Origin of the sequence: Halomonas sp. B23F22_3 (assembly GCF_043496965.1) — a bacterium.
In the GTDB taxonomy this organism is placed as follows: Bacteria; Pseudomonadota; Gammaproteobacteria; order Pseudomonadales; family Halomonadaceae; genus Halomonas.
This window is the reverse complement of sequence record NZ_JBIEKG010000008.1, coordinates 140,648-164,111: the sequence shown is the minus strand read 5'-3', so window position 1 is coordinate 164,111 and position 23,464 is coordinate 140,648. Positions and strand designations below refer to the sequence as shown.

Genomic DNA, 23,464 nt, shown 5'->3' with positions numbered 1-23,464 from the left:
TGCGAGGCGTCCCGAAGAAGCGAAGCGGGTGACCGAAACCTCATTTCGCTAGAGCGAAGCGAGTGCCGATCGAGTGGCGTGCATTCTACCGAATGCGGCGAGTTCGTCAAGCGGGAATTTTCAAAGCATCTTCGAAAAACCCAAATGGAAACAAGCACTTCTGCCACCATCACCGCCTGCAACGTTTGCCCGTTGCCGGCAGCGGATGCGTACTTTACGGATTTCCCGGGGACCGTGCAAGGCCTCGCGGAAGAAAAATGTCCGGCGGGTGTCCCGGCCGTGACGAGGCGATGACCGAAAGCTTATCCACAACGCCTTCGAGCGCTCGGCGTGACGACCGGGTGTGGATAGTTTTTTCGCCCTCCGGAGACACGAACGCCCGCGCGAGGCGGGCGTTCGTGGCGGGGCGAGTCTAACGACTCAGCCGGCGGAGGGCGAGTGCTTCAGTTTGCGCATCAGCGCCATCACCGGCCCGGAGGCCACGTAGGCACCGAACAGCAGCAGCAGCATCACCGAGGGCTCGATGGAGATCACCACGAAGCCCAGCACGATGGCCAGCAGGAAGACGAAGGGCACCGGCCCCTTGAGATCCACGTCCTTGAAGCTGTAGTAGCGGATGTTGCTGACCATCAGCACACCGGCGGCGCCCACCACGAAGAGCATCAGCAGCTTGAAGCCGAAGGCATCGGCATCGAAGCTGTGGAAGGTCCAGACGCTGGCCGCCACCAGAGCCGCCGCCGAGGGGCTCGGCAGGCCGATGAACCATTTCTTGTCGACGCTGCCGATCTGCACGTTGAAGCGCGCCAGGCGCAGGGCGGCGCAGGCCACGTAGAGGAAGGCGACCACCCAGCCAGTCTTGCCGATATCCTGCAGGATCCAGATGAAGGCCACCAGGCCCGGCGCCACCCCGAAGGAGAGCATGTCGGAGAGACTGTCGTACTCGGCACCGAAGTCGCTCTGGGTATTGGTCAGCCGGGCCACCCGGCCGTCCAGGCCATCCAGCACCATGGCGATGAAGATGGCGATCGACGCGGTGGTGAAGTCGCCGTTGACGGCGGCCACCATGGCGAAGAAGCCGGAGAACAGCGCCGAGGTGGTAAAGAGGTTGGGCAACAGATAGACGCCCTTGCGACGAATCTTCTTGCCGCCCTCCTCGGCCTCCTCGATGACCTCCGATTCACGCACGAAGGTGCTCGCCAGGTCCTCCTCGCCCGACTGGCCTGGCTCATGCTCACTGCTGTGCGGATCCCGACTCATCTGTCTCTTCCATCGCCTTGGGTGTCATTCCATTCTACACACACCGTGACGAAACACTCACGGGGGAGGAGAACGCAACGAGGGCGCGGATGTCCGCGCCCTCGTGTCGGTCGAGACGGATCGCAGTGATCAGTTCTTCGACTTGTCGACCAGCTGGTTGGCGGCGATCCACGGCATCATGCCGCGCAGCTTCTCGCCGACCTGCTCGATCGGGTGCTCGGCGTTGAGGCGGCGACGCGCGGTCATCGAGGGATAGTTGGTGTTGCCCTCGTTGATGAACATCTTGGCGTACTCGCCGGTCTGGATGCGCTTGAGCGCGTTGCGCATGGCCTCGCGGGACTGCTCGTTGATCACCTCGGTGCCGGTCACGTACTCGCCATACTCCGCATTGTTGGAGATGGAGTAGTTCATGTTGGCGATGCCGCCCTCGTACATCAGGTCGACGATCAGCTTGAGCTCGTGCAGGCACTCGAAGTAGGCCATCTCCGGCTCGTAGCCCGCCTCGGTCAGGGTCTCGAAGCCGGCCTTGACCAGTTCCACGGCGCCGCCGCACAGCACGGCCTGCTCGCCGAACAGATCGGTCTCGGTCTCGTCCTTGAAGGAGGTCTCGATGATGCCGCTGCGCCCGCCGCCGATGGCCGCCGCATAGGAGAGCGAGAGCTCCTTGGCATTGCCGGAGGCGTCCTGGTGGATGGCGATCAGGTCCGGAATGCCGCCGCCGCGCACGAACTCGGAACGCACGGTGTGGCCCGGGGCCTTGGGTGCAATCATCACCACGTCCAGATCCTTGCGCGGTTCGATCTGGTTGTAGTGGATGTTGAAGCCGTGGGCGAAGGCCAGGGTGGCGCCCTGCTTCAGGTTCGGCTCGATCTGGCTCTCGTAGATCGCCTTCTGGTTCTCGTCCGGGGCCAGGATCATCACCACGTCGGCGCTCTTGCTGGCGTCCTCGACGGAGGCGACCTTGAGGCCGGCGGCCTCGGCCTTGGCGGCGGAGGAGGAGCCGGCGCGCAGGGCGACGGTGACGTCGACGCCGGACTCCTTGAGGTTGTTGGCGTGGGCGTGGCCCTGTGAGCCATAGCCCACGATGGCGACCTGCTTGCCCTGGATGAGGGAGAGATCGCAATCCTTGTCGTAGTAGACGCGCATGACGTGCTCCTGAAGCAAAAAGTGGTGTCGTTCGATGTTCGAGTTAACGTTCAGCGTTGATGGCCACCCGTGCCGTCTGACGCGGCACTGGGATTCGATGCAGCCGATGGGCTCACCTTACGCCAGCGTCCGCGTTGCGTAAAACGCGATATTTGCAATGTCACATGCCGATTTGTGCAACAATGCTGGCCATGGACATGCGCCCCCTCAAGCACTTCCTCGCCCTGGCCGAGACCCTGCACTTCGGCCGCGCCAGCGAGGCCTGCCACGTCAGCCCCTCGACCCTGTCGAGAACGATTCGCCAGCTCGAGGAGAGCCTCGGCGTCGCCCTCTTCGAGCGCGACAATCGCCACGTGGCGCTGACCCGCCAGGGTCGCACCTTCCAGGCCTATGCCCGGGAGGCCCTGGAAGAGTGGGAGGCCCTGCGCCAGTCGCTGATGAGCGAGGCACGCACCCTGACCGGCGAGATCAGCATCTACTGCTCGGTGACCGCCAGCTACAGCTTCCTCTATGAGCTTCTGAGCGAGTTTCGCACCCGCCACCCGGGCATCGAGCTCAAGCTGCACACCGGCGACCCGGCCCAGTCGCTGCAGCGGGTGCTGGCCGGCAACGAGGACATGGCGATCACCCCGCGGCCGCGCCAGTCTCCCGATGCCCTGGGCTTCAAGTCGCTGACCCGCTCGCCGCTGGTGTTCATCGCGCCCCACGCCGCCCACGACTGGATCCCGACCACGCCCGAGTCGCCCTCGGCCGAGCAGTGGCGCGAAGTGCCGATGATCCTCTCCGAGGCCGGGCTGTCCCGCCAGTACAGCGACACCTGGTTCCGGGCACTGGGCGTGGCCCCGCGCATCTACGCCCAGGTGGCGGGTCACGAGGCGATCGTCAGCATGGTGGGGCTGGGCTTCGGCCTCGGCGTGGTGCCGCGGATCGTGCTCGACACGAGCCCCCTGGCGGAGCGGGTGCGGATCCTGCCGGTCAAGCCGGAGCTGCCCCACTACGACGTCGGCCTCTGCGTGCTCGAGCGCCGACTGAAGAGCCCGCTGATCGCCGCGCTCTGGAACGAGGTCGCGGAGCGCTTCTGAGCCGCGGCCTGCCCCGAACACAAAGCCGTAGCCTGCCCCTGAACGCAACAGCGCCGCCCCTCGGGGCGGCGCTGTGCGCGTCGGGGCGGGCGGCTTTCGCCACTCGCCTCGCGGTCGTTCGGCGCTAGAGGGAGAGCACCTTGTCGCCCCGGGCGATGCCCGAGACCCCGGTGCGCGCCACCTCGAGCAGCCCCACCGGCGCCATGGCCTGCAGGAAGGCGTCCAGCTTTCCGGCATCGCCGGTGATCTGCACCGTGTAGAGGCTCGGCGTCACGTCGACGATCTGCGCGCGGAAGATGTCCACCGTGCGCTTCACCTCGTCGCGGGCCGCGCCCAGGGCCTTGACCTTGACCAGCATCAGCTCGCGCTCGATATGGTTGCCCTCGGTCAGGTCCACCAGCTTGACCACGTCGATCAGCTTGTTGAGGTGCTTGGTGATCTGCTCGATCACCCGGTCGTCCCCCACGGTGGTCACGGTCAGCCGCGACAGGCTGGGGTCCTCGGTGGGCGCCACGTTCAGCGTTTCGATGTTGAAGTTGCGCTGCGAGAACAGCCCCACCACGCGAGACAGGGCGCCCGGTTCGTTTTCCATCAGAATCGAGATGATATGGCGCATCAGGTCCGCTCCGTCTTGGAAAGCAGCATGTCACGCATGGAGCCCAGGGGCACCTGCATCGGATAGACGTGCTCGTGCGGGTCGACGAGAACGTCGAGGAACACCAGCTCGTGCTTGTCGGCAAAGGTCCTTTCCAGTGCCGGCTCGAGATCCGCCAGTGTCTCCACCCGCAGCGCGGTGAAGCCATATGCTTCGATCAACTGCTGGAAGTCGGGCAGCGACTCCATGTAGGAGTGCGCATGGCGGGACTTGTAGTTCAGGTCCTGCCACTGGCGCACCATGCCCAGCGAGGCGTTGTTGAGGTTGACGATCTTCACGCCGCCCCCGAACTGCTTACAGGTCGACAGCTCCTGCATCATCATCTGGAAGCTGCCCTCCCCGGTCACGCAGATCACCTGCTCCTCGGGGAAGTTGTGCTTGATGCCCATGGCCGCCGGGAAGCCGAAGCCCATGGTGCCGAGCCCGCCGGAGGTGATGAAACGGTTGGGCTTGTCGAACTTGTAGTACTGGGCCGCGAACATCTGGTGCTGGCCCACGTCGGTGGTCACGTAGGCCTCGCCGCGGGTCGCCCGACAGACCGCCTCGATGACCTCCTGAGGCTTGATCGGCTCGTCGGGCTTGGAGGGCTCGTAGAGCCGGCCCTGGCGCTCCTCGCGCCAGCCGTCGATCTGCGTCCACCAGTCGGCCAGTGCCTCGGGATGAGCGATCTCCTGGCCCTGGATCAGGCTGATCATCTCGTTGATCACGCTACCCGCCGGCCCGACGATGGGCACGTCGGCACGCACCGTCTTGGAGACCGAGCTCGGATCGATGTCGACGTGGACGATCTTGGCGGTGGGGCAGAACTTGGAGGTGTTGTTGGTGACGCGATCATCGAAGCGGGCGCCGATGGCGATGATCAGGTCGGCATGGTGCATGGCCATGTTCGACTCATAGGAGCCGTGCATGCCCAGCCATCCCAGGCACTGCCGATCGCTCTGCGGATAGGCGCCGATGCCCATCAGCGTGGTGGTGATCGGATAGCCCAGCCGCCGCACGAGATCGGTCAGCCCCTCGCAGGCGTTGCCGGTGACCACGCCGCCGCCGGTGTAGAAGACCGGGCGACGGGCCTTGAGCATCAGCTCCACGGCCTTCTTGATCTGGCCGGTATGGCCGCGGGTGACCGGGTTGTACGAGCGCATCTTGACCTTCTTGGGGTAGATGTACTCGTAGCGTTCGGTGGGCGCGGTCATGTCCTTGGGAATGTCCACCACCACCGGACCGGGGCGCCCGGTCGCGGCCAGGTAATAGGCCTTCTTGAGGACTTCGGGAATCTCGCTCGGGTGCCGGATCGAGAAGCTGTGCTTCACGATCGGGCGTGTCACGCCGACGATGTCGGTCTCCTGGAAGGCGTCGTCGCCGATCAGGTGGCTCATCACCTGGCCACACAACACCACCATGGGAATCGAGTCCATGTAGGCGGTGGCGATGCCGGTGACGGCATTGGTCGCCCCGGGCCCGGAGGTCACCAGCACCGTGCCGGGCTTGCCGGAGGCTCGAGCGTAGCCGTCGGCGGCATGCGTGGCGGCCTGTTCGTGGCGCACCAGGATGTGCTTGACCTTGTCCTGACGAAACAGCGCGTCGTAGATGTGCAGCGCCGCCCCGCCGGGATACCCATAGATATATTCGACGCCCTCATCCTGGAGGAAGCGGGCAATCATGTCTGCGCCGGAAAGCAGTTCCACAGATGTATCTCCCCTGGAGGTCTCGAGTGCGATCCGTGTCCGCCGTCGGGACACGAAGTCGAGTGCGGCGGTATGCCGCTGCCGGCCATGCCGGCACCTGATGCCAAACCCTGGCAGTAAGGGCCCTGTTGGGGCCTGCACTCTCATCACGGCGGATTGCCGCGTCGGGGCGTTGGCCAGGCCGGGCGGTTGGCCCGGACCCGGAAGTCCTTCGGCGGGTAGAGGCACTCGGCCTACCCTTCGCGCGGGGGATGGGGGGTGGCCCGCTGGCATCCGCGCCCGTATCAGGAACGCTCAAGATTCCATTAGCGTTGTTGGCGTGTCAACCGCGGAAACCGCGTGGGTAGCCCATGACGGGGCATTCGGCAAGTCGGGGAGATCACGTTGGGCCGGGATGGCCCCCTTGCATGGCGCCCATTGCATGGCGCCCATAAAAGAGCCCGTCGGCTCACGGGGAGCGACGGGCAATGGGGTTACAGGACGCAACCTGAATTTCATTCTAGTTCGTTACCGCCCGAGCGCCGGGCGGTAACGGTAACGCTTTGTGGCGGTTTGTGGCGCTTTGTGCGCTCGATGAGAGCGGGGCCAGGGCGGCCCGGCCCTCAGCTCTGGAACACCAGCTGGTCGCCCTCCGCCTCGACGCGGATCACATCGCCGGGCGAAAACTTGCCGGCCAGCAGGTCCTGGGCCAGCGGGTTCTCGATGCGGCTCTGGATCGCCCGCTTGAGCGGTCGCGCGCCGAACACCGGGTCGAAGCCGGCCACCGCCAGCTGTGCCAGGGCCGCGTCGCTGACCTCGAGCGACAGCTCGTGCTCGGCGAGGCGTGCGCGCAGGCGCTCGAGCTGGATGCCGGCGATGGCCTGGATCTGCTCCTGGCCGAGGGCATGGAACACCACCACCTCGTCGATGCGGTTGATCAGCTCGGGGCGGAAGTGATCGCCCACCACGGCCATCACCATCTCCTTCATCTGGGCGTAGTTGGCCTCCGCATCGCCGCTTTCGTCGCCCCCCATGCGCTGGATGATGTCCGAGCCCATGTTGGAGGTCATCACGATCACCGTGTTGCGGAAGTCCACGGTACGCCCCTGGCCGTCGGTGAGGCGGCCATCCTCCAGCACCTGCAGCAGGATGTTGAAGACGTCGGCATGCGCCTTCTCCACCTCATCGAGCAGCAGCACCGAGTAGGGTTTGCGACGCACCGCCTCGGTCAGGTAGCCGCCCTCCTCGTAGCCGACGTAGCCGGGAGGCGCGCCGATGAGCCGGGCCACGGAGTGCTTCTCCATGAACTCGGACATGTCGATGCGCACCATCGCCTCCTCGGTGTCGAAGAGGAAGTTCGCCAGCGACTTGCACAGCTCGGTCTTGCCCACCCCGGTCGGGCCGAGGAACAGGAAGGAGCCGTTCGGCCGGTTGGGGTCGGCGAGCCCGGCCCGGGAGCGGCGCACGGCGTTGGCCACGGCGGTGACCGCCTCGTCCTGGCCGATCACCCGCTCGTGCAGCGCCTCCTCCATGCGCAGCAGCTTGTCGCGCTCGCCCTCGAGCATCTTGGCCACCGGGATGCCGGTCCAGCGCGACACCACCTCGGCGATCTCCTCCTCGGTGACGTTGGAGCGCAGCAGCTGGTGCCTGGCGGTATCGGCCTCGGCCTCCGCGCTCTCGGCGATCTTCTTCTCCAGGCCGGGAATCACCCCGTACTGGATCTCGGACATGCGCGCCAGGTCGCCCTGGCGGCGGGCCTGTTCCAGATCGACGCGGGCGCGATCGAGTTCGTCCTTGAACTGGGCCGTCCCCTGGATGCTGGCCTTCTCGGCCTTCCAGATCTCGTCGAGGTCGGCGTACTCGCGCTCGAGCTCCTCGATCTGCTCCTCCAGCCCCTCGAGACGCTTCTTCGACGCCTCGTCGGTCTCCTTCTTGAGGTGCTCGCGCTCCATCTTCAGCTGGATCAGCCGGCGATCGAGGCGATCCATCTCCTCGGGCTTGGAGTCAAGTTCCATGCGGATACGCGAGGAGGCCTCGTCGATCAGGTCGATGGCCTTGTCGGGCAGCTGGCGATCGGTGATGTAGCGGGTCGAGAGCTTCGCCGCGGCGATGATTGCGCCGTCGGTGATGTCGACGCCGTGGTGCACCTCGTAGCGCTCCTTGAGGCCGCGCAGGATCGCCACGGTGTCCTCCTCGGAGGGCTCGTCGACCAGCACCTTCTGGAAGCGACGCTCCAGCGCCGCGTCCTTCTCGATGTACTTGCGATACTCGTCGAGGGTGGTGGCACCCACACAGTGCAGCTCACCGCGGGCCAGGGCGGGCTTCAGCATGTTGCCGGCGTCCATGGAGCCCTCGGCCTTGCCGGCGCCGACCATGGTGTGCAGCTCGTCGATGAACAGGATCACCCGCCCCTCCTCCTGGGCCAGCTCCTTGAGCACCGACTTCAGGCGCTCCTCGAACTCGCCGCGGAACTTGGCGCCGGCCAGCAGCGCACCCATGTCCAGGGAGAGCACGCGCTTGTCCTTGAGGCCTTCCGGCACCTCGCCGTCGACGATGCGCTGCGCGAGTCCCTCGACGATGGCGGTCTTGCCGACGCCGGGCTCGCCGATCAGCACCGGGTTGTTCTTGGTGCGCCGCTGCAGCACCTGGATGGTGCGGCGGATCTCGTCGTCGCGCCCGATCACCGGGTCGATCTTGCCGCTCGCGGCGCGCTCGTTGAGGTCCAGGGTGTACTTGGCCAGCGCCTCGCGCTGGTCCTCGGCGTTGGGATCATCCACCGTTTCACCGCCGCGCACGCCGTTGACGGCGGCCTCCAGCGTCTTGCGGGTGATGCCGGCCTGGGTCAGCAGCTTGGTCACCGCGCCGCCCATCTCCAGGGCGGCGAGCAGCACCAATTCGCTTGCGATGTACTGATCGCCGCGCTTCTGGGCCTCGCGGTCGGTGAGGTTGAAGAGCTTGATCAGGTCGCGCGAGGGCTGCACCTCGCCGTCGAAGTTGGCGACCTTGGGCAGGTCGTCGAGATGGCCCACCAGGCCGTCGCGCAGCCGCGCGGCATCGGCACCGGCCTTCTGCACCAGCGCCTTGACGCCGGTATCGGTGGCGTCCAGCAGCGCCAGCAGCAGGTGGCCGGGCTCCAGCTGGTTGTGACCGCGGCCCACGGCCAGGGACTGGGCATCGGCCACGGCGTTCTGCAGCTTGGCGGTGAACTTGTCGAATCGCATGGGAGTTCCTCCATCGGGGTGGCGGCGCGTTCGGACGCGCCGCGTGGCCCTGTCAATGTGTCTTGAGGGCTTCAATGGAGTCAGCGTGGTCGGCTTTCAAGTCGCCGGCCAGGGAAAGAACGGCGGGAGTTGACGGTGATCAAGACCGCGACGCCCGCCGGTCAGCGCAGCCAGATCACGCTGGCCATGCGGCCGGTGACGCCGTCGTCGCGGCGATGGGAGTAGAAGCGCGGCTCGCAGGCGGTGCAGAAGTGACCGCCGCTGATGTGCGACACGCCGAGGCGTTCCAGGCGCAGGCGGGCGAGCTTGTAGAGGTCGGCCATGTAGTGACCGAGCCGATAGGGACTCGGGTCGAAGGCCGCCTCGGCCTCGGGGTGCACCCCGACGAAGGCCTGCTGCACCTCGGGCCCGACCTCGAACTGGGCGTTGGAGATGGCCGGGCCCAGCCAGGCCATCAGCGCCTCCGGGGGCAGGCCCATCGCCCCGACGGTCGCCTCGATCACGCCGCCGGCGAGCCCGCGCCAGCCCGCATGGATGGCCGCCACGCGGGATCCGTTCCGGTCGCAGAGAAAGATCGGCAGGCAGTCGGCGGTAAGCACCACGCAGGCGTAATCGCTGCTCATGGCCACGGCGGCATCCGCCTCGGGCCTGGCATCGGAGTAGGCCTGCTGCACCCGGGCGCCGTGCACCTGATCGAGCCACAGCAGCGGACGGTCGTCGCCGACCTCCTTCTCCAGCTGACGACGGCACAGCGCCACGTGATCGGGGTTATCGCCCACGTGATCGGCCGCATTGAAGGCGGCGAAGGCGCCCTGACTGGGGCCGGTCTCGCGGGTGGTGACGAAGGCCGCGACATTCTCCGGAGCGGGCCAGTCGGGCAGGATCGGCGTCGGGCGCAGGTCGAAGGTATCGCTCATCACGGGGTCCTTGGCACGGAGGCCTTAGCGCATGGTCTCGCCGTCTTCGCGCAGGAAGTCGAGCAGCATCAGCAGGTCGTCCGGCAACGCCGCGCGGAAGGCCATCCGCTCGCCGCTTTCCGGATGCACGAAGGCCAGCTTACGGGCATGCAGCGCCTGACGCGGGAATTCGCGCAGGATCTCCTTGAGCTGGTCGTCCGCGCCGGCCGGCAGCTTGAGGCGCCCCCCATAGACGGGATCGCCGATCAGCGGATAGCGGATGTGGGCCATGTGGACGCGGATCTGGTGGGTGCGGCCGGTCTCGAGCTTGCAGCGCACATGGGTGTGGGCGCGAAAACGCTCCACCACCCGGTAGTGGGTCACCGCGGGCTTGCCCGAGGCGTTCACCGCCTGGCGCTTGCGGTCGCGGGGGTGGCGGCCGATGGGCGCATCCACGGTGCCGCCGGCGGTCATCACGCCGACCACCACGGCATCGTACTCCCGCGACACGCTGCGCGCCTGCAGCTGCTCGACCAGCGCCGTCTGGGCGGCCAGGGTCTTGGCCACCACCATCAGGCCGCTGGTGTCCTTGTCCAGGCGGTGCACGATGCCCGCCCGGGGAATCGCCGCCAGCCCGGGATCGTGGTGCAGCAGCGCGTTGAGCAGGGTGCCGTCGGGGTTGCCGGCCGCGGGATGGACCACGAGGCCGGGCGGCTTGTCGATCACCAGCACCGCCTCGTCCTCGTACACCACCGTCAGCGGGATGTCCTCGGGCTCGAAGCGGGTGTCGTCCTCGATCTCGGCGGCGAGTACCAGGGCCTCGCCGCCGTAGACCTTGTCCTTGGGCTTGGCCGGCTGGCCATCGAGGGTCAGGGCGCCGTTCTTGATCCAGGACTTGAGCCGCTCCCGGGAAAAGTCGGCGAAGAGCTCGGCGGCGGCCTGATCGAGGCGTAGGCCCGCCATGCGTTCGGGAACACGGTGCTGGGCTTCGAGGGTCTGGGACATGGGTCGGAACGGGGCTCCGTGCGCACCGGGTGCGATGACTGCGTTTCGCCGCAAGGTGCTTTATAGTGGGCGGATATCGGCCGATTCTATCACGGCCGCCCGGGTTGTTAGACACGAGGATCACGATGCGCGTTATCACCTCCCCCGCTCGCCTGGCCGTTCTGATACTGGCCGGCGCCCTGCTGGCCGGCTGTGCCGGCACCCCCGAGGAAGAGGAACTCGACGGCGTCGCCGAACGCCAGCTCTACGAGGAGGGACGCGAGGCCCTCGAAGAGAGCAGCTACACCACGGCGATCAACCGGCTCGAGGCCATCGACACCCGCTTCCCCTTCGGCGAGCACGCCGAGCAGGCCCAGCTGGAGCTGATCTACGCCTACTACCAGACCGACGACTGGGAGAACGCCCGGGCCGCGGCGAGCCGCTTCATCCGCCTGCATCCGGATCATCCCCAGGTCGACTATGCCTACTACATGCGCGGCCTGGCCGCCTGGCAGGCGGGCCGCTTCAGCCTCGAGCGCCTGCGCCTCATCGACATCTCCAAGCGCGACGTGGGCGCTACCCGCGATGCCTACGCCGACTTCAGCGAGCTGATCCAGCGCTACCCGAGCAGCCAGTACGCCCCGGACGCCCAGCAGCGCATCGTCTACCTGCGCAACGTTCTGGCGCGCCACGAACTGCACGTGGCCGACTTCTACCTGCGCAAGGGCGCCTATCTCGCCGCCGTGGAGCGGGGGCGCTGGGTGCTGGAGAACTATCCGCAGACGGAAGCCAGCCGCGACGCCCTGGCGACGATGGTCGAGGGCTACCTCGGCCTCGAGATGCGTGACCGGGCCCGCGAGACCCTGCAGGTACTGATCGACAACGCCCCGAACCACGACCGGCTGCGCGGCCGCACCTTCCGGCCGCAGCACGTCAAGGCCGAGTCGCTCTCGGCCTGAGCCGCGCCGCCCGGCAACGGCACACGCCGTCGCTCGCCGAACACCACAACGCCGCCACCCTCTCGGGTAGCGGCGTTTTCGTGGGCGGGTGGGGCTTGCTCTAGTCGCCGGGCTGCCAGCCGTTGACGATGGGGTAGCGACGATCGCGGCCGAAGCCGCGGCGGGTGACGCGCACCCCCACCGGCGCCTGGCGGCGCTTGTACTCGCAGCGATCCACCAGCTTGACCACCTTGTAGACGTCTTCGCGATCGAAGCCCGCCGCGATGATCGCCTCGGCGCTCATGTCACCCTCGATGTAGCGCACCAGGATGGCATCGAGCACGTCGTAGTCCGGCAGGCTATCGCTATCCTGCTGGTCGGGGGCGAGCTCCGCGGAGGGCGGCCGTTCGATGACCCGCTCCGGGATCGCCGGCGACTCGGTGTTGCGCCAGCGGGCCAGGCGGTAGACCCAGGTCTTGTAGACGTCCTTGATGGCGTTGTAGCCGCCGACCATGTCGCCGTAGAGGGTGGCGTAGCCGACCGCCATCTCGCTCTTGTTGCCGGTGGTCAGCACCATCAGGCCCTTCTTGTTGGAGATCGCCATCAGCAGCACGCCGCGGCAGCGCGACTGCAGGTTCTCCTCGGTGGTGTCGCGCTCGGTACCGGCGAAGCTCTCGGCCAGCGTCGACATGAAGGCCTCGACCATCGGCTCGATGGGCATCACTTCGTACTCCACGCCGAGCAGCTTCGCCTGCTCGGCGGCGTCCTGCTTGGAGATGTCCGCCGTGTAGTGGTAGGGCATCATCACCGCGTGGACCCGCTGCGGCCCCAGGGCATCGACCGCGATGGCCAGCGACAGCGCCGAGTCGATGCCGCCGGAGAGCCCCAGCACCACGCCCTCGAAGCCGCTCTTGTTGACGTAGTCGCGAAGCCCAGTGACCAGCGCGCAGTAGAGGTTCTCCTCCGGCGCTACCTCGGGCTCGGTCTCGCCGGCGCGCGGCACCCAACGCCCCTGCTCGCGCACGAAGGCGACCGGCATCAGGCCCACCGCCCAGTGGGGCGCCTGGACCATCAGCTCGCCCTGGGCATTCACACAGGCCGAGCCGCCGTCGAAGACCAGCTCGTCCTGCCCGCCGATCTGGTTGACGTAGACGATGGGCCGCGCCACCTCGCGGGCCCGCGCCTCGAGCAGCGCCAGGCGTTCGGCGGGCTTGTCCTGGTGGAAGGGCGAGGCGTTGAGGGTGACGAGAATCTCGGCGCCGGCGTCGCGCGCCTGGCGCACCGGCGTCTCGCTCCAGATGTCCTCGCAGATCAGGATGCCGAGTTTGGCCCCCTTGTGCTCGATCACCAGCGGCTGGCTGCCGGTGGCGAAGTAGCGCTGCTCGTCGAACACCTCGTAGTTGGGCAGCGCCTGCTTGGCGTATTCGCCGAGCCACTCGCCGTTGTAGAGCACGCCGGCCAGGTTCCAGTTCTCGCCCTCCCGGCGCCCCGGGTAGCCGACGATGACCATGACGTCGCGGGCCATCTTCTCGGCCATGCGGGCGCGGGCGTGGCGCAGGCGGGTCTCCATGGAGGGGCGCAGCAGCAGGTCCTCCGGCGGGTAGCCGGTCAGGAAGAGCTCGGGCAGCACCACGATGTCGGCACCATGCTCGATGCGTGCCTCGCGTACCGTCTCGATGGCGCGGTCGGCGTTGCCGGGAACATCACCGACCAGCGGGTCGAGCTGAGCCATCACCAGGGTCAGGTCTTGCATGGGCTTGGAAATCTCTCGAGAATCGATGGACAGTCGCCATTGTCCCGCAAGGGCGGCCGAGTGGCAAAGCCGGCCACCCCCACCTGGGAGACGCACAAGGAATGAACCTGTTGCTGATTCGCCTGATCATCTTCGCCGTGCTGTTCGTCGCCGGCCTCAAGCTCTACCGCATGTACCGCGAGTGGAAACTGGACCGCGAAGGCCCGCAGCAGGAGGGCGACGCTTCGGGCAACCGCATGGTTCGCTGTCGCTGGTGCCAGGTGCACCTGCCCGAGGACGACGCCCTGCGTGAGCGCGGTGAGTGGTTCTGCTCCGGCGACCATCGGGACAAGTACCTCTCGGAGCAGACGGAAGAACAGAGCAAGGACGACTAGGGACAAGCCAAGCCAGTCGCTGGCTCATGTCCTCCCCTCACGACCGGCACTTCTCACGGCGACGAGAAGCGCGTTACTTATAGAGGAACACGTCGCCGTCCTTGTCTTCTTAGCGCACAGCGCCTGTACGATATCGCCTACGGCGGAGATAGACCGCCCGGCTAGCCTGAAGAGTGACCTCATCGATCAGGCCATCGCCGGGAGGCTCCATGCGCCCTGCTACCCGCTTTGCTTCGCGTCGTTCTTCCCCTTCCCGCCACGACGGCCTCACGCTGATCGAGCTGCTCGTCACTATCGCCGTGCTTGCCGTCATCGCGACCATGGGCGTGCCCAGCTTCCAAAACTTCACCGCCCGCAACGAGGTCGCCGCCGAGGTGATGCGCATCAGGACGGCGCTGGCACTAGCGAGGAGCACGGCGGTGACGAGGCGAACGACGATCTCCGTATGCTCTCGGCCGACGCCCAGCAGTACAAACTGCGATTTCAGGGACTGGTCACATCCGCTCGTCATAGTGATGGGTCAGGCGACCAGCGGAGACCTGACAGATGGCGAGTTGCTCAAAGTGCTGGAGGGAAGTTCAGGTTCAACAGTAACCTTCAACCGTAGTTATCCCGTCCGATACCAGGCCACTGGTTGGGCACGAGGACATAACGGCACCTTCGAGATCTGCGGACACGAAGGTAATGGATTGAAGATAATCCTCAACAACATGGGCAGAACGAGAACAGAGCAAAGCACTTCTTGCCAGAACTAAATACCGCCCCAAATGAGAACGGCTTAACAGTATATTATATTGCAAACCGGGACTAGATACTTTCCAGCCAAGACGCTATATAGTAATTATCTCCCAGACCGACACCGTCCACCCCCCAGAGATCAACGATACTCAGCGTCTCATCAGAGCCATCATCGTCTGTATCGTACTGAATAGTCACATCAGATATCAAGGAAAACGCATCCAGCAAGACGTCATCATCGAAGTTATACAACGAGGTCCCGCCCCCACCGATGGCGATCGTCTTGTCTGCAAAGACACAGCTAGACCCGCAATCAAGCTCATTCCCTCCTTCAGACTCGGTGGTGGTAGTGCTTTCAACTATAGATTCCCCATTACCGTCAAGCACCACATCTCCATCGGAATCTACTTGATACACATCTTGGTTCTTAAGATCGATTGGCGCCGACACCACTGAACCGTTAAACTCTCCACCGCCGCCTCCAGAAACAACATAATCTCCCAGAACAATGATCAGGCCATCAAAACTTGGCACGCCTCTGAAGTCAACATTTCCATCAATCACTAAAACGCCACTTCCATCGAGATCACCTGAATGATTAAATGTCGGACGTCCATTCGCATCAGTATCTATGCCAGTCAGATCGTCACCATGGCTGATAAAGTAAACACTACCCGTTTCCGAAAACTCATCCGAGGAAGGGAAATAGTCCTGCGCTGATGTACCTGCATTTGACTTCAGCGCACTAAGGAATGTCGCAAGGAGATTGGCATCGGTCAGCGCTTCGACATCTATACCGCCTTGCACGCCGCCTTGATAGTTACAAAGCCGGTTGTTCCCATTATCGTCCACGCAGGTGTAGGTATCAGTCGCAGCATCATACTCTGAACTTTCTTCTACTGTCGCATTATTAGGTATGATTTCGTCTACAACATTTTCAGCAATCTGAGTGCAAGCGACTTGAATCGCAGCTCTGTTGTTGCCGTCAATATCTTCTTCACCCGTTATTTCAGCATTGGAGCTTGGGGGCTCGAATATCAGGCTATCAGGATCGCACTCTCCTTCGTCTTCCGCAGCCACGATAGGCGCCCCCGGCCCTATCCCCAAGTGGGTTTCGAATTGCAAATTGCGAAAAATGGAGTCATTAGAGTTGACGCGGCCAGTACTGGCGATCACGTACCGACCATACAATGCATTTCCCGCTGCATCCGTTTTCTGAGAACAACTGATATTATAGGCTGCATCCACTTCTGAAGTCGCGATATCCTGATACCCCGCAGGCCATCCAGAGACTCCGCAGTTTGGGGCACCATTAAGAAACAGCTTCCATGCCTCTGAACCGCCGTATTCAGCCGCCATCAAGGCCGAAGCCGATGCACGGTAATTGCCAGCCATCTGCTCTTCCAGGCGTGAGGACTGAAAACTCGACAAACTTAATAGCAATGCTATGACCATCAGCACCAAGCTAACAATCAGTGCCGCACCACTTTGCCTATTTATCTTCTTCATTTTTCGACCCTCACATCATGGCCTGCAGCCACATGCCATCACTCAAACCTCGACACTGCTGAAGCTCGGTTTGTGACTCGAAACGTAAAAGCATCCGGCTGACCATCAATAGGAACCAGCGACAAGCCGATATCCACATAAACCTTATTGTTCACAACCCCTGAGTCTAAACTCAAATTAAATGACGCATCCACAATGCCATTGATTATGGATTGCTCTACGGTTGTCACTGCACCGCCGGCATCTATGCAGCTGACTTCAAGATCCAAACTGCCGTTCTGCTGCGAATAAACCAATTGATCTAGATCGTCACCACTGCAATATGCATCACTTTCGCGAGACTCAGAATAATCTAGCGTCAAGCTGGAGCCATCACTGGATGCCGCCGACAAGGGATCGGCAGTTCTAATATCTTGGGCCATAACATCAACCAGATATCGCAAGGTCTCTTGGCGCTGATTTAATAAACTAGCCTGTTCGTAGGATCGCTTCCCTGAGGTGAATATTTGCGTCGCCCCAAACACCACCAACAACCCTATCACTAGCGCGATCATGAGCTCTACCAAGCTAAAGCCACGCTGATAATAACAAACTATTTTCATCTTCATGGTGACACCATCCTACCCGGGAGTTCTACGACGTAGGCAAGACTCGAGACTGAATCAGAAGTTCCATCCTGATTCTCATCGAATCGTGCGTCATTCCATTGAATACTAATGACATACTCGCAGTCCGTAGCAGAGATAGGCGTCGCATCAGAAATAGGGAGCAGAGTGCTCCACTGAGCATTCCAGTCAGCATTGATAGTTGTCACGGATGCCGCATCTGGACATACCCCTGGGTTTGAAGCATCGCCCAACTCGGCCCAAAGCCGTTCCACTGCATCTTGTGCCGCAAGCGTCGCAATTGATCGCTGATAAGAAACATGAGAGCTTTGCATCGCATTGAGTTGCATAGCGGCAACTCCCAAGAGACCTAGGGACAGCACCAGGATGGCGATCAGGGCTTCGATCAGGGTAAAACCCTCACTTATCTTAGCACTCACATTCATCTCTCCGCGCGCATACTCAAGAAGTTTTAATTATGGTCTGATAACCATGCCTGCCGAATTCACCTGCAATGTCTCACTATCTCCACCTTGATATTTAAGCGTCATAGTGCATGGTGTTCCTATAGGGCAGCTAGCTCTTCCCAACTCATTAAAAGTGATGATAAAAGGATCTGGCGTAGCAGAACTGATTACCACATCTCCATCATCTGACGATAACGTCTTCAAGGTCGTAGCTGCTCCACTAACCAAATGTGTGACTTGCACCTGCCAGGCTCCCGAAATACTGACTGTGACATCTTCCCGACGCTTTACAGCCTCACTTCTGGCATAATTCAACCCTGCCAGAACATGGTTGAAATCAGCCGCCAGGCGATTTCTTGAAATGAGACCCTGAAAATTTGGAACAGCCACCGTCGCCAGGATCACCGCCACCGCCAAGGCGACCAAGAGCTCGATGAGAGTAAAACCTTTTTTTTTCATTGCTTTACCAGCATGCCGCAGGCAGTTTACTGCCAGTATTATCTAACGTGATATCGGCGCTACAACCATCACTCCCAGAATCAAGAGAAGCCGTTAAAGTATAAGCCGACGCACTACTAGTGACCGTGATTGTGTAATATTCCTCCGGTGAATCCAGAGTATCTCCATTGACCAAGGCACATCCGGCATTGTTATATGCGCTGTAAACCGTGTAACAGCGTTCCAGTGTGCCTGCGGCTTGATTCAGGCCCGCATGGGCATCTGTCCGCTTGGCCCGCTCCACATACTGGGTATAACTGGGGTAGGCAACAGCAGCCAGAATCCCGATCACGGCGACCGCGATCAGCAATTCGATAAGCGTGAAGCCGTCGCCTGGCCGGGCGGTGCCTGTCGGGCGCTGGGGCCTGCGTTGGGGGGTGTCGAAGGTCATGCGTGACGTATCCCTGCGGGACGATGCATTTGTTTCAGTATGTATCAAGACGTGAGTCTCCGGTAGGGTACGGGACCAAAAATGCCATGCGGCCGGGCTGAGCCGCCTCCTGCATACCCGCCACTAAAGGAGTGCGCGCCGGGAAGCCGCTGGCTGTTGAGCGCCATCGTCACGGCGCGATGAGCGCTCGGCAAGCGGAGCCTCCCAGGCTCCTACCCTAGAATGCAGAAACGCCGCCGTCACTCACATGACGGCGGCGTTTCTGTTGAGGCGCGGGTAGGAGTTGCTACTCGCTGGCGATCACTCGCTCGCGCAACTCCCGCGGCATGGAGAAGGTGATGGTCTCCTCGCGGCCGGCGAGTTCCTCGGGGGCGGTGGCGCCCAGCGCCTGCAGCCGCTCGATCACACCCTCGACGAGCACCTCGGGGGCGCTGGCGCCGGCGGTCACGCCGATCGCGCTCACGGCCTCGAGCCAAGCTGGGTCGACCTGGTCGGCGCTGTCGATCAGGTAGGCCTGGGTGCCGACCCGCTCGGAGAGCTCGCGCAGGCGGTTGGAGTTGGAGCTGTTGGGGCTGCCCACCACCAGCACCAGGTCGCTGCCGGCGGCCAGCTCGCGCACCGCATCCTGACGGTTCTGGGTGGCGTAGCAGATGTCGTCCTTGCGCGGCCCCTCGATCTCGGGGAACTTGGCGCGCAGGGCGTCGATCACCCGGGCGGTATCGTCCATGGAGAGCGTGGTCTGGGTGACGAAGGCGAGCCGGCTGGGATCCTTGACCTCGAGTCTGGCGACGTCGGCCTCGTCCTCGACCAGGTAGATCTGGCCACCATAGGAGGTGTCGTAGCGCCCCATGGTGCCCTCCACCTCGGGGTGGCCCTCGTGGCCGATCAGGATGCACTCCTGGCCGCGACGGGCGTAGCGCAGCACCTCCATGTGCACCTTGGTGACCAGCGGGCAGGTGGCGTCGAACACCTTGAGGCCGCGTTCCTCGGCCTCCTGCTGCACGGCGCGGGAGACGCCGTGGGCGGAGAAGATCACGATGACGTCGTCGGGCACCTCGTGAAGCTCCTCGACGAACACCGCGCCCCGCTCGCGCAGGCTATCCACCACGAAGCGGTTATGCACCACCTCGTGACGCACGTAGATCGGCGGACCGAAGACGTCCAGCGCGCCGTTGACGATCTCGATGGCGCGGTCGACGCCGGCACAGAAGCCGCGCGGATTGGCCAGCTTGATCTGGATGGGATTGGGTTGCATGGGGCCTTGCCTTGATGCGTGCGCATCGCTTCGGTGAAACGTCAGTGGGTAGTGGCGGGCTTCACGTCCAGCACTTCCACCTCGAAGGTCAGGGTACGCCCTGCCAGCGGATGATTGAAATCCACCTCGACCTGCTCGCCCTCGATGCGCTTGATCACGCCGGGCAACTCGCCGCCGGCGGCATCGGCGAAGGACATCACCATGCCCACTTCCGGCGCGTGGCTCTCGAAGTCCTCACGCTTGAGCAGCTGGATGTTCTGCGGATTGTGCTGGCCGAAGGCGTGTTCCGGCGTGATCTCGAAGGTGCCGCTCTCTCCGGCGGAGAGCCCCTTGAGCGGGTGTTCGAAGCCGGGCGGCAAGTTGCCGTCGCCCATCTGGAACGTCGCGGGTGCCTTGTCGCGGGTGGAGTCCACCACGGTGCCGTCTTCCAGGCTGAGGGTGAAGTGAAGGGTCACTTCCATGCCCTCGTCGATGCGAAGTTCCGGGGATTCCTGGTTACTCATGGCGTGTCTCTCGCTGGGGTGCGTGCACTAGGTGCGGGCGAAGCGTGGTCAAGGGTCACGGTCATCTGCGTGTCGATGATCGGGATATCGGGGCACCGGGCCGGCTTCTCAACCGCGCCGCCGAGCCCGGCGGCGCTCGGCGAAGAGCGACTCCCAGATCAACCCGATGGCGCCAAGGGTGATACCGATGTCCGCCACGTTGAAGGCCGGGTAGTACCAGCCGGCCACGTGGAAGGAGAGGAAATCCACCACATAGCCGTGCACCAGCCGGTCGTAGAGGTTGCCCAGCGCGCCGCCGATGATCAGCCCGAGCGACACGCCGAGCAGCGTCTCGTCGGCCTTCAGGCGGCGCATCCACAGCGTCAGGCCGATGCTCGCCCCCACGGCGATGGCGGCGAACAGCCAGCGCTGCCAGCCGGGGTGGCCGGCGAGGAAGCTGAAGGCCGCGCCGGTATTGTGCAGCAGCGTCAGGTTGAAGAACGGCAGCACCTCCACCGGCCGGGCATAGTCGAGCAGCCCACTGGCCAGGTACTTGGTGCCGAGATCCAGCACGATCACCGCCACGGCCAGCCACAGCCAGCGCAGCGGCTGGCGCATGGGCGCCGTGTGATCCTGACCAGACTGTTGCTCACTCATGCGCGCCTCGCCTTGCTGGGACATCGACTCTCTCCTCGCTGGACCTTAGGCAAAGTGGCGCGTCTCGCCGGGGCCGTCCGGCAGGTTGCTGATGCAGCGACCGCAGAGGTCCGGATGCTCGGCGTGAGCACCTACGTCCTCGCGATGGTGCCAGCAGCGCTCGCACTTGCCATTGGCGCTCTCGGCCACGGACACCTTCAGCCCCGCGAGTTCGGTGGCCTCGGCCGCCTCACTCGCCTCGGCGAGCGGCGCCAGTCGCACCTCGCTGGTCAGCATCACGAAGCGCAGCTCGTCGCCCAGCCGGGTCAGGGTCTGGCGCAGGGTGTCGTCAACATAAAGGGTGACCTCGGCGGCCAGGCTGCCCTTGATCGCCTTGGCGTTGCGGGCGTCCTCCAGGCACTTGTTGACGGCCTGCTTGACCTCGAGCACCCGCTCCCAGAAGTCGCGCCCCATGGCGGCGTCATCCGCCAGGGTGTCGAGCCCGGTGTAGTACTCCTCGAGCAGCACGCTGTCGCCGCGCGTGCCGGGGATGTTCTCGAAGATCTCCTCGGCGGTGAAGGAGAGGATCGGCGCCACCCAGCGCGAGAGCGCCTCGACCACGTGGTAGAGCGCTGTCTGGGCGCTGCGACGCGCCACGGAATCGGCCTGGGTGGTGTACTGGCGATCCTTGATCACGTCCAGGTAGAAGCCGCCGAGCTCCCGGGCGCAGAAGCCGTGCACCTGCTGATAGACGTCGAGGAAGCGGTACTCCTTATAGGCGACCTCGATGCGCGCCTGCAGCTGGGCGGCGCGATCGACCACCCACTGGTCCAGGGCCAGCATTTCGTCGAAGGGCAGCACGTCACGCTCGGGCGCGAAGCCGTTGAGGTTGGCCAGCAGGAAGCGCGAGGTGTTGCGGATGCGCCGGTAGACGTCGGCGGTGCGCTTGAGGATCTCGTCGGAGACCGCCATCTCGCCGGAGTAGTCGGTGGAGGCGACCCACAGGCGCAGGATGTCGGCCCCCAGCTTGTCCATCACCGCCTGGGGGGCGACCACGTTGCCCAGCGACTTGGACTGCTTGCGGCCCTTCTCGTCCACGGTGAAGCCGTGGGTGAGCAGCTGCCGGTAGGGGGCGTGACCGTCGATGGCGGCGCCGGTGAGCAGTGAGGAGTGGAACCAGCCGCGGTGCTGGTCGGAGCCCTCCAGGTAGAGATCGGCGATCGGCCCCTCGGCGTGGCCGTGGGGGTGCGAGCCGCGCAGCACGTGCTTGTGGGTGGTGCCGGAGTCGAACCAGACGTCCAGGGTGTCGGTGACCTTTTCGTAGTCGGCGGCCTCCTCGCCCAGCAGCTCGGCGGGGTCGAGGCGGAACCAGGCGTCGATGCCCTCGGCCTCGACGCGCTGGGCGGCCTCCTCCATCAGTTCGACGGTGCGCGGATGCAGCTCGCCGGTGGCCTTGTGCAGGAAGAACGGGATCGGCACACCCCAGTTGCGCTGGCGCGAGATGCACCAGTCCGGGCGGTTGGCGATCATGCTGTGCAGGCGCGCCTTGCCCCAGGCGGGGGTGAAGGCGGTGGACTCGATGCCGTCCAGCGCCCGCTCGCGCAGGGTGCGGCCGTCCTTGCCCGCCACGTCCATGCCCACGAACCACTGGGCGGTGGCGCGGTAGATCACCGGCGTCTTGTGGCGCCAGCAGTGCATGTAGCTGTGCACGATCGGCGTGTGGACCATCAGCGCGCCGACTTCCTCGAGCTTGGCGACGATCTGCGGGTTGGCTTTCCAGATCATCTGGCCGCCGAAGAACGGCAGGTCATCGACGTAGACGCCGTTGCCCTGCACCGGGCTCTCGATCTCGTCGAAGCTCATGCCGTGGGCGCGGCAGGTGACGAAGTCGTCGACGCCGTAGGCCGGGGCCGAGTGGACGATGCCGGTGCTGCCCACCTCGCTCTCCACGTAATCGGCCAGGTAGACCGGCGACAGGCGATCATAGAAGGGGTGGCGGAAGCGGATACCGTCGAAGGCCTCGCCCTTGGCCGTGGCGAGTACCTCGCCCTCCAGGCCGTAGCGCGACAGGCAGGATTCGACCAGCTCCTCGGCCAGCACCAGCAGCCGCTCGCCGGTATCCACCAGGGCGTAGGTGAAGTCCGGGTGCATGTTCAGCGCCTGGTTGGCCGGGATGGTCCAGGGCGTGGTGGTCCAGATCACCACCGCGGCGGCCTTGGGCAGCGCCTCGAGGCCGAAGGCGGCGGCCAGGCGGTCGGCGTCCTCGATCGGGAAGGCGACGTCGATGGCGTCGGACTTCTTGTCCTGATACTCCACCTCGGCCTCGGCCAGGGCCGAGCCGCAGTCGAAGCACCAGTTGACGGGCTTGAGGCCCTTGAAGACGTAGCCCGCCTCGACCATGTCGGCCAGCGCCCGGATCTCGCCCGCCTCGTTGACGAAGTCCATGGAGCGGTAGGGGTTGTCCCAGTCGCCGATCACGCCCAGGCGGATGAAGCCCTGACGCTGGTCCTCGATCTGCTCGGCGGCGTACTCGCGGCACAGTGCGCGGGCCTGCTCGGGCTCGAGGTGCTTGCCGTGGGTGGTCTCGACCTTGTGCTCGATGGGCAGGCCGTGGCAGTCCCAACCGGGTACGTAGGGCGCATCGAAGCCGGCCAGGTTCTTCGACTTGACGATGATGTCCTTGAGGATCTTGTTGAGCGCATGCCCCAGGTGGATGCTGCCGTTGGCGTAGGGAGGGCCGTCGTGGAGCACGAAGAGTTCCCTGCCCTGGCGCTCCTCGCGCAGGCGATGGTAGAGATCCATCTCCTTCCACTGTTCCACCCGGGCGGGCTCGCGCTTGGGCAGCATGCCGCGCATGGGGAAGTCGGTTTCTGGCAGGTTCAGAGTGTGCTTGTAGTCGCTCATATCCTGGGG

At 64.2% G+C, this 23,464-nt stretch carries 22 protein-coding genes; 5 read left to right on the top strand and 17 right to left on the bottom strand.

Annotation, left to right across the window (positions count from 1 at the left end):
- The coding region (locus ACGTNG_RS17990) for a hypothetical protein (RefSeq protein WP_394797863.1) at positions 1-294 on the top strand (294 nt) is incomplete at its 5' end.
- Positions 295-420: 126 nt separating this feature from the next.
- Here the strand turns inward: ACGTNG_RS17990 and pssA are convergent.
- Complete coding sequence (gene pssA, locus ACGTNG_RS17985; RefSeq protein ID WP_394797862.1) at positions 421-1,257, bottom strand: CDP-diacylglycerol--serine O-phosphatidyltransferase; 837 nt, start codon at positions 1,255-1,257, stop codon at positions 421-423.
- A 129-nt stretch (positions 1,258-1,386) separates the two neighbouring features.
- Positions 1,387-2,439 carry a ketol-acid reductoisomerase gene (gene ilvC / locus ACGTNG_RS17980; protein ID WP_394797867.1) on the bottom strand — a complete coding sequence of 351 codons (1,053 nt, stop codon included), beginning with the start codon at positions 2,437-2,439 and terminating at the stop codon, positions 1,387-1,389.
- A 155-nt stretch (positions 2,440-2,594) separates the two neighbouring features.
- Here ilvC and ilvY point away from each other — a divergent pair, with 155 nt between their 5' ends.
- A complete protein-coding gene (gene ilvY / locus ACGTNG_RS17975; RefSeq protein ID WP_108446948.1) occupies positions 2,595-3,485 on the top strand; it encodes an HTH-type transcriptional activator IlvY in 891 nt (296 codons plus the stop codon).
- A gap of 124 nt (positions 3,486-3,609) precedes the next feature.
- Here ilvY and ilvN read toward each other — a convergent pair whose 3' ends face one another.
- The 5 genes from ilvN to rluD all read right to left on the bottom strand — a co-directional run bounded on the left by ilvN (position 3,610) and on the right by rluD (position 10,926).
- Positions 3,610-4,101, bottom strand: coding sequence for an acetolactate synthase small subunit (gene ilvN / locus ACGTNG_RS17970; protein WP_089852090.1), 492 nt, complete (start codon positions 4,099-4,101; stop codon positions 3,610-3,612).
- On the bottom strand, positions 4,101-5,825 hold the full coding sequence (locus ACGTNG_RS17965; protein ID WP_394797861.1) for an acetolactate synthase 3 large subunit: 1,725 nt from the start codon (positions 5,823-5,825) through the stop codon (positions 4,101-4,103). The genes ilvN and ACGTNG_RS17965 overlap by 1 nt, the downstream gene beginning before the upstream one ends.
- A gap of 602 nt (positions 5,826-6,427) precedes the next feature.
- A complete protein-coding gene (gene clpB / locus ACGTNG_RS17960; protein ID WP_394797860.1) occupies positions 6,428-9,025 on the bottom strand; it encodes an ATP-dependent chaperone ClpB in 2,598 nt (865 codons plus the stop codon).
- A 161-nt stretch (positions 9,026-9,186) separates the two neighbouring features.
- On the bottom strand, positions 9,187-9,942 hold the full coding sequence (gene pgeF / locus ACGTNG_RS17955) for a peptidoglycan editing factor PgeF (RefSeq protein ID WP_394797859.1): 756 nt from the start codon (positions 9,940-9,942) through the stop codon (positions 9,187-9,189).
- Positions 9,943-9,966: 24 nt separating this feature from the next.
- Positions 9,967-10,926, bottom strand: a complete 960-nt coding sequence (rluD, locus tag ACGTNG_RS17950; protein ID WP_394797858.1) for a 23S rRNA pseudouridine(1911/1915/1917) synthase RluD — start codon at positions 10,924-10,926, stop codon at positions 9,967-9,969.
- Between the two features lie 125 nt (positions 10,927-11,051).
- On the opposite strand from rluD, the gene ACGTNG_RS17945 reads away from it, so the two are divergent.
- Positions 11,052-11,864 (top strand): outer membrane protein assembly factor BamD, encoded by an 813-nt coding sequence (locus tag ACGTNG_RS17945; RefSeq protein WP_394797857.1) that lies wholly within the window; start codon positions 11,052-11,054, stop codon positions 11,862-11,864.
- Between the two features lie 100 nt (positions 11,865-11,964).
- On the opposite strand, the gene ACGTNG_RS17940 is transcribed toward ACGTNG_RS17945, so the two are convergent.
- On the bottom strand, positions 11,965-13,596 hold the full coding sequence (locus ACGTNG_RS17940) for an NAD+ synthase (RefSeq protein ID WP_394797856.1): 1,632 nt from the start codon (positions 13,594-13,596) through the stop codon (positions 11,965-11,967).
- A 101-nt stretch (positions 13,597-13,697) separates the two neighbouring features.
- On the opposite strand from ACGTNG_RS17940, the gene ACGTNG_RS17935 reads away from it, so the two are divergent.
- Together ACGTNG_RS17935 and ACGTNG_RS17930 are read left to right on the top strand one after the other, a co-directional pair.
- Positions 13,698-13,970 (top strand): PP0621 family protein, encoded by a 273-nt coding sequence (locus ACGTNG_RS17935; protein ID WP_394797855.1) that lies wholly within the window; start codon positions 13,698-13,700, stop codon positions 13,968-13,970.
- A 209-nt stretch (positions 13,971-14,179) separates the two neighbouring features.
- Positions 14,180-14,725, top strand: a complete 546-nt coding sequence (locus ACGTNG_RS17930) for a GspH/FimT family pseudopilin (protein ID WP_394797854.1) — start codon at positions 14,180-14,182, stop codon at positions 14,723-14,725.
- A 52-nt stretch (positions 14,726-14,777) separates the two neighbouring features.
- Here the strand turns inward: ACGTNG_RS17930 and ACGTNG_RS17925 are convergent, their stop codons facing one another.
- The 9 genes from ACGTNG_RS17925 to ileS form a co-directional block, all read right to left on the bottom strand.
- Positions 14,778-16,217 carry a pilus assembly PilX family protein gene (locus ACGTNG_RS17925; protein WP_394797853.1) on the bottom strand — a complete coding sequence of 480 codons (1,440 nt, stop codon included), beginning with the start codon at positions 16,215-16,217 and terminating at the stop codon, positions 14,778-14,780.
- A 38-nt stretch (positions 16,218-16,255) separates the two neighbouring features.
- Positions 16,256-16,825, bottom strand: coding sequence for a PilW family protein (locus ACGTNG_RS17920; protein WP_394797852.1), 570 nt, complete (start codon positions 16,823-16,825; stop codon positions 16,256-16,258).
- Positions 16,822-17,262, bottom strand: coding sequence for a type IV pilus modification protein PilV (gene pilV, locus ACGTNG_RS17915; protein WP_394797851.1), 441 nt, complete (start codon positions 17,260-17,262; stop codon positions 16,822-16,824). Before pilV ends, ACGTNG_RS17920 begins: the two co-directional genes overlap by 4 nt.
- A gap of 36 nt (positions 17,263-17,298) precedes the next feature.
- Complete coding sequence (locus ACGTNG_RS17910) at positions 17,299-17,748, bottom strand: GspH/FimT family pseudopilin (protein ID WP_394797850.1); 450 nt, start codon at positions 17,746-17,748, stop codon at positions 17,299-17,301.
- A gap of 4 nt (positions 17,749-17,752) precedes the next feature.
- Positions 17,753-18,178: a type IV pilin protein gene (locus tag ACGTNG_RS17905; protein WP_394797849.1), complete on the bottom strand. Its 426-nt coding sequence runs from the start codon at positions 18,176-18,178 to the stop codon at positions 17,753-17,755.
- A 286-nt stretch (positions 18,179-18,464) separates the two neighbouring features.
- Positions 18,465-19,433, bottom strand: coding sequence for a 4-hydroxy-3-methylbut-2-enyl diphosphate reductase (ispH, locus tag ACGTNG_RS17900; RefSeq protein WP_394797848.1), 969 nt, complete (start codon positions 19,431-19,433; stop codon positions 18,465-18,467).
- A gap of 41 nt (positions 19,434-19,474) precedes the next feature.
- Positions 19,475-19,936 carry an FKBP-type peptidyl-prolyl cis-trans isomerase gene (gene fkpB, locus ACGTNG_RS17895; RefSeq protein WP_394797847.1) on the bottom strand — a complete coding sequence of 154 codons (462 nt, stop codon included), beginning with the start codon at positions 19,934-19,936 and terminating at the stop codon, positions 19,475-19,477.
- Between the two features lie 108 nt (positions 19,937-20,044).
- Complete coding sequence (gene lspA / locus ACGTNG_RS17890) at positions 20,045-20,596, bottom strand: signal peptidase II (protein WP_394797846.1); 552 nt, start codon at positions 20,594-20,596, stop codon at positions 20,045-20,047.
- A gap of 21 nt (positions 20,597-20,617) precedes the next feature.
- A complete protein-coding gene (gene ileS / locus ACGTNG_RS17885; protein ID WP_394797845.1) occupies positions 20,618-23,455 on the bottom strand; it encodes an isoleucine--tRNA ligase in 2,838 nt (945 codons plus the stop codon).
- Positions 23,456-23,464 lie beyond the last annotated feature (9 nt).

What these genes read in the sequence shown, in the direction of transcription:
- pssA (WP_394797862.1), bottom strand. Translation starts at nt 1,257, where the DNA reads ATGAGTCGGGATCCGCACAGCAGTGAGCATGAGCCAGGCCAGTCGGGC.
- ilvY (WP_108446948.1), top strand. Translation starts at nt 2,595, where the DNA reads ATGGACATGCGCCCCCTCAAGCACTTCCTCGCCCTGGCCGAGACCCTG.
- ilvN (WP_089852090.1), bottom strand. Translation starts at nt 4,101, where the DNA reads ATGCGCCATATCATCTCGATTCTGATGGAAAACGAACCGGGCGCCCTG.
- clpB (WP_394797860.1), bottom strand. Translation starts at nt 9,025, where the DNA reads ATGCGATTCGACAAGTTCACCGCCAAGCTGCAGAACGCCGTGGCCGAT.
- pgeF (WP_394797859.1), bottom strand. Translation starts at nt 9,942, where the DNA reads ATGAGCGATACCTTCGACCTGCGCCCGACGCCGATCCTGCCCGACTGG.
- rluD (WP_394797858.1), bottom strand. Translation starts at nt 10,926, where the DNA reads ATGTCCCAGACCCTCGAAGCCCAGCACCGTGTTCCCGAACGCATGGCG.
- ACGTNG_RS17945 (WP_394797857.1), top strand. Translation starts at nt 11,052, where the DNA reads ATGCGCGTTATCACCTCCCCCGCTCGCCTGGCCGTTCTGATACTGGCC.
- ACGTNG_RS17940 (WP_394797856.1), bottom strand. Translation starts at nt 13,596, where the DNA reads ATGCAAGACCTGACCCTGGTGATGGCTCAGCTCGACCCGCTGGTCGGT.
- ACGTNG_RS17935 (WP_394797855.1), top strand. Translation starts at nt 13,698, where the DNA reads ATGAACCTGTTGCTGATTCGCCTGATCATCTTCGCCGTGCTGTTCGTC.
- ACGTNG_RS17930 (WP_394797854.1), top strand. Translation starts at nt 14,180, where the DNA reads ATGCGCCCTGCTACCCGCTTTGCTTCGCGTCGTTCTTCCCCTTCCCGC.
- ACGTNG_RS17925 (WP_394797853.1), bottom strand. Translation starts at nt 16,217, where the DNA reads ATGAAGAAGATAAATAGGCAAAGTGGTGCGGCACTGATTGTTAGCTTG.
- ACGTNG_RS17920 (WP_394797852.1), bottom strand. Translation starts at nt 16,825, where the DNA reads ATGAAGATGAAAATAGTTTGTTATTATCAGCGTGGCTTTAGCTTGGTA.
- ACGTNG_RS17910 (WP_394797850.1), bottom strand. Translation starts at nt 17,748, where the DNA reads ATGAAAAAAAAAGGTTTTACTCTCATCGAGCTCTTGGTCGCCTTGGCG.
- ACGTNG_RS17905 (WP_394797849.1), bottom strand. Translation starts at nt 18,178, where the DNA reads ATGACCTTCGACACCCCCCAACGCAGGCCCCAGCGCCCGACAGGCACC.
- ispH (WP_394797848.1), bottom strand. Translation starts at nt 19,433, where the DNA reads ATGCAACCCAATCCCATCCAGATCAAGCTGGCCAATCCGCGCGGCTTC.
- fkpB (WP_394797847.1), bottom strand. Translation starts at nt 19,936, where the DNA reads ATGAGTAACCAGGAATCCCCGGAACTTCGCATCGACGAGGGCATGGAA.
- lspA (WP_394797846.1), bottom strand. Translation starts at nt 20,596, where the DNA reads ATGTCCCAGCAAGGCGAGGCGCGCATGAGTGAGCAACAGTCTGGTCAG.
- ileS (WP_394797845.1), bottom strand. Translation starts at nt 23,455, where the DNA reads ATGAGCGACTACAAGCACACTCTGAACCTGCCAGAAACCGACTTCCCC.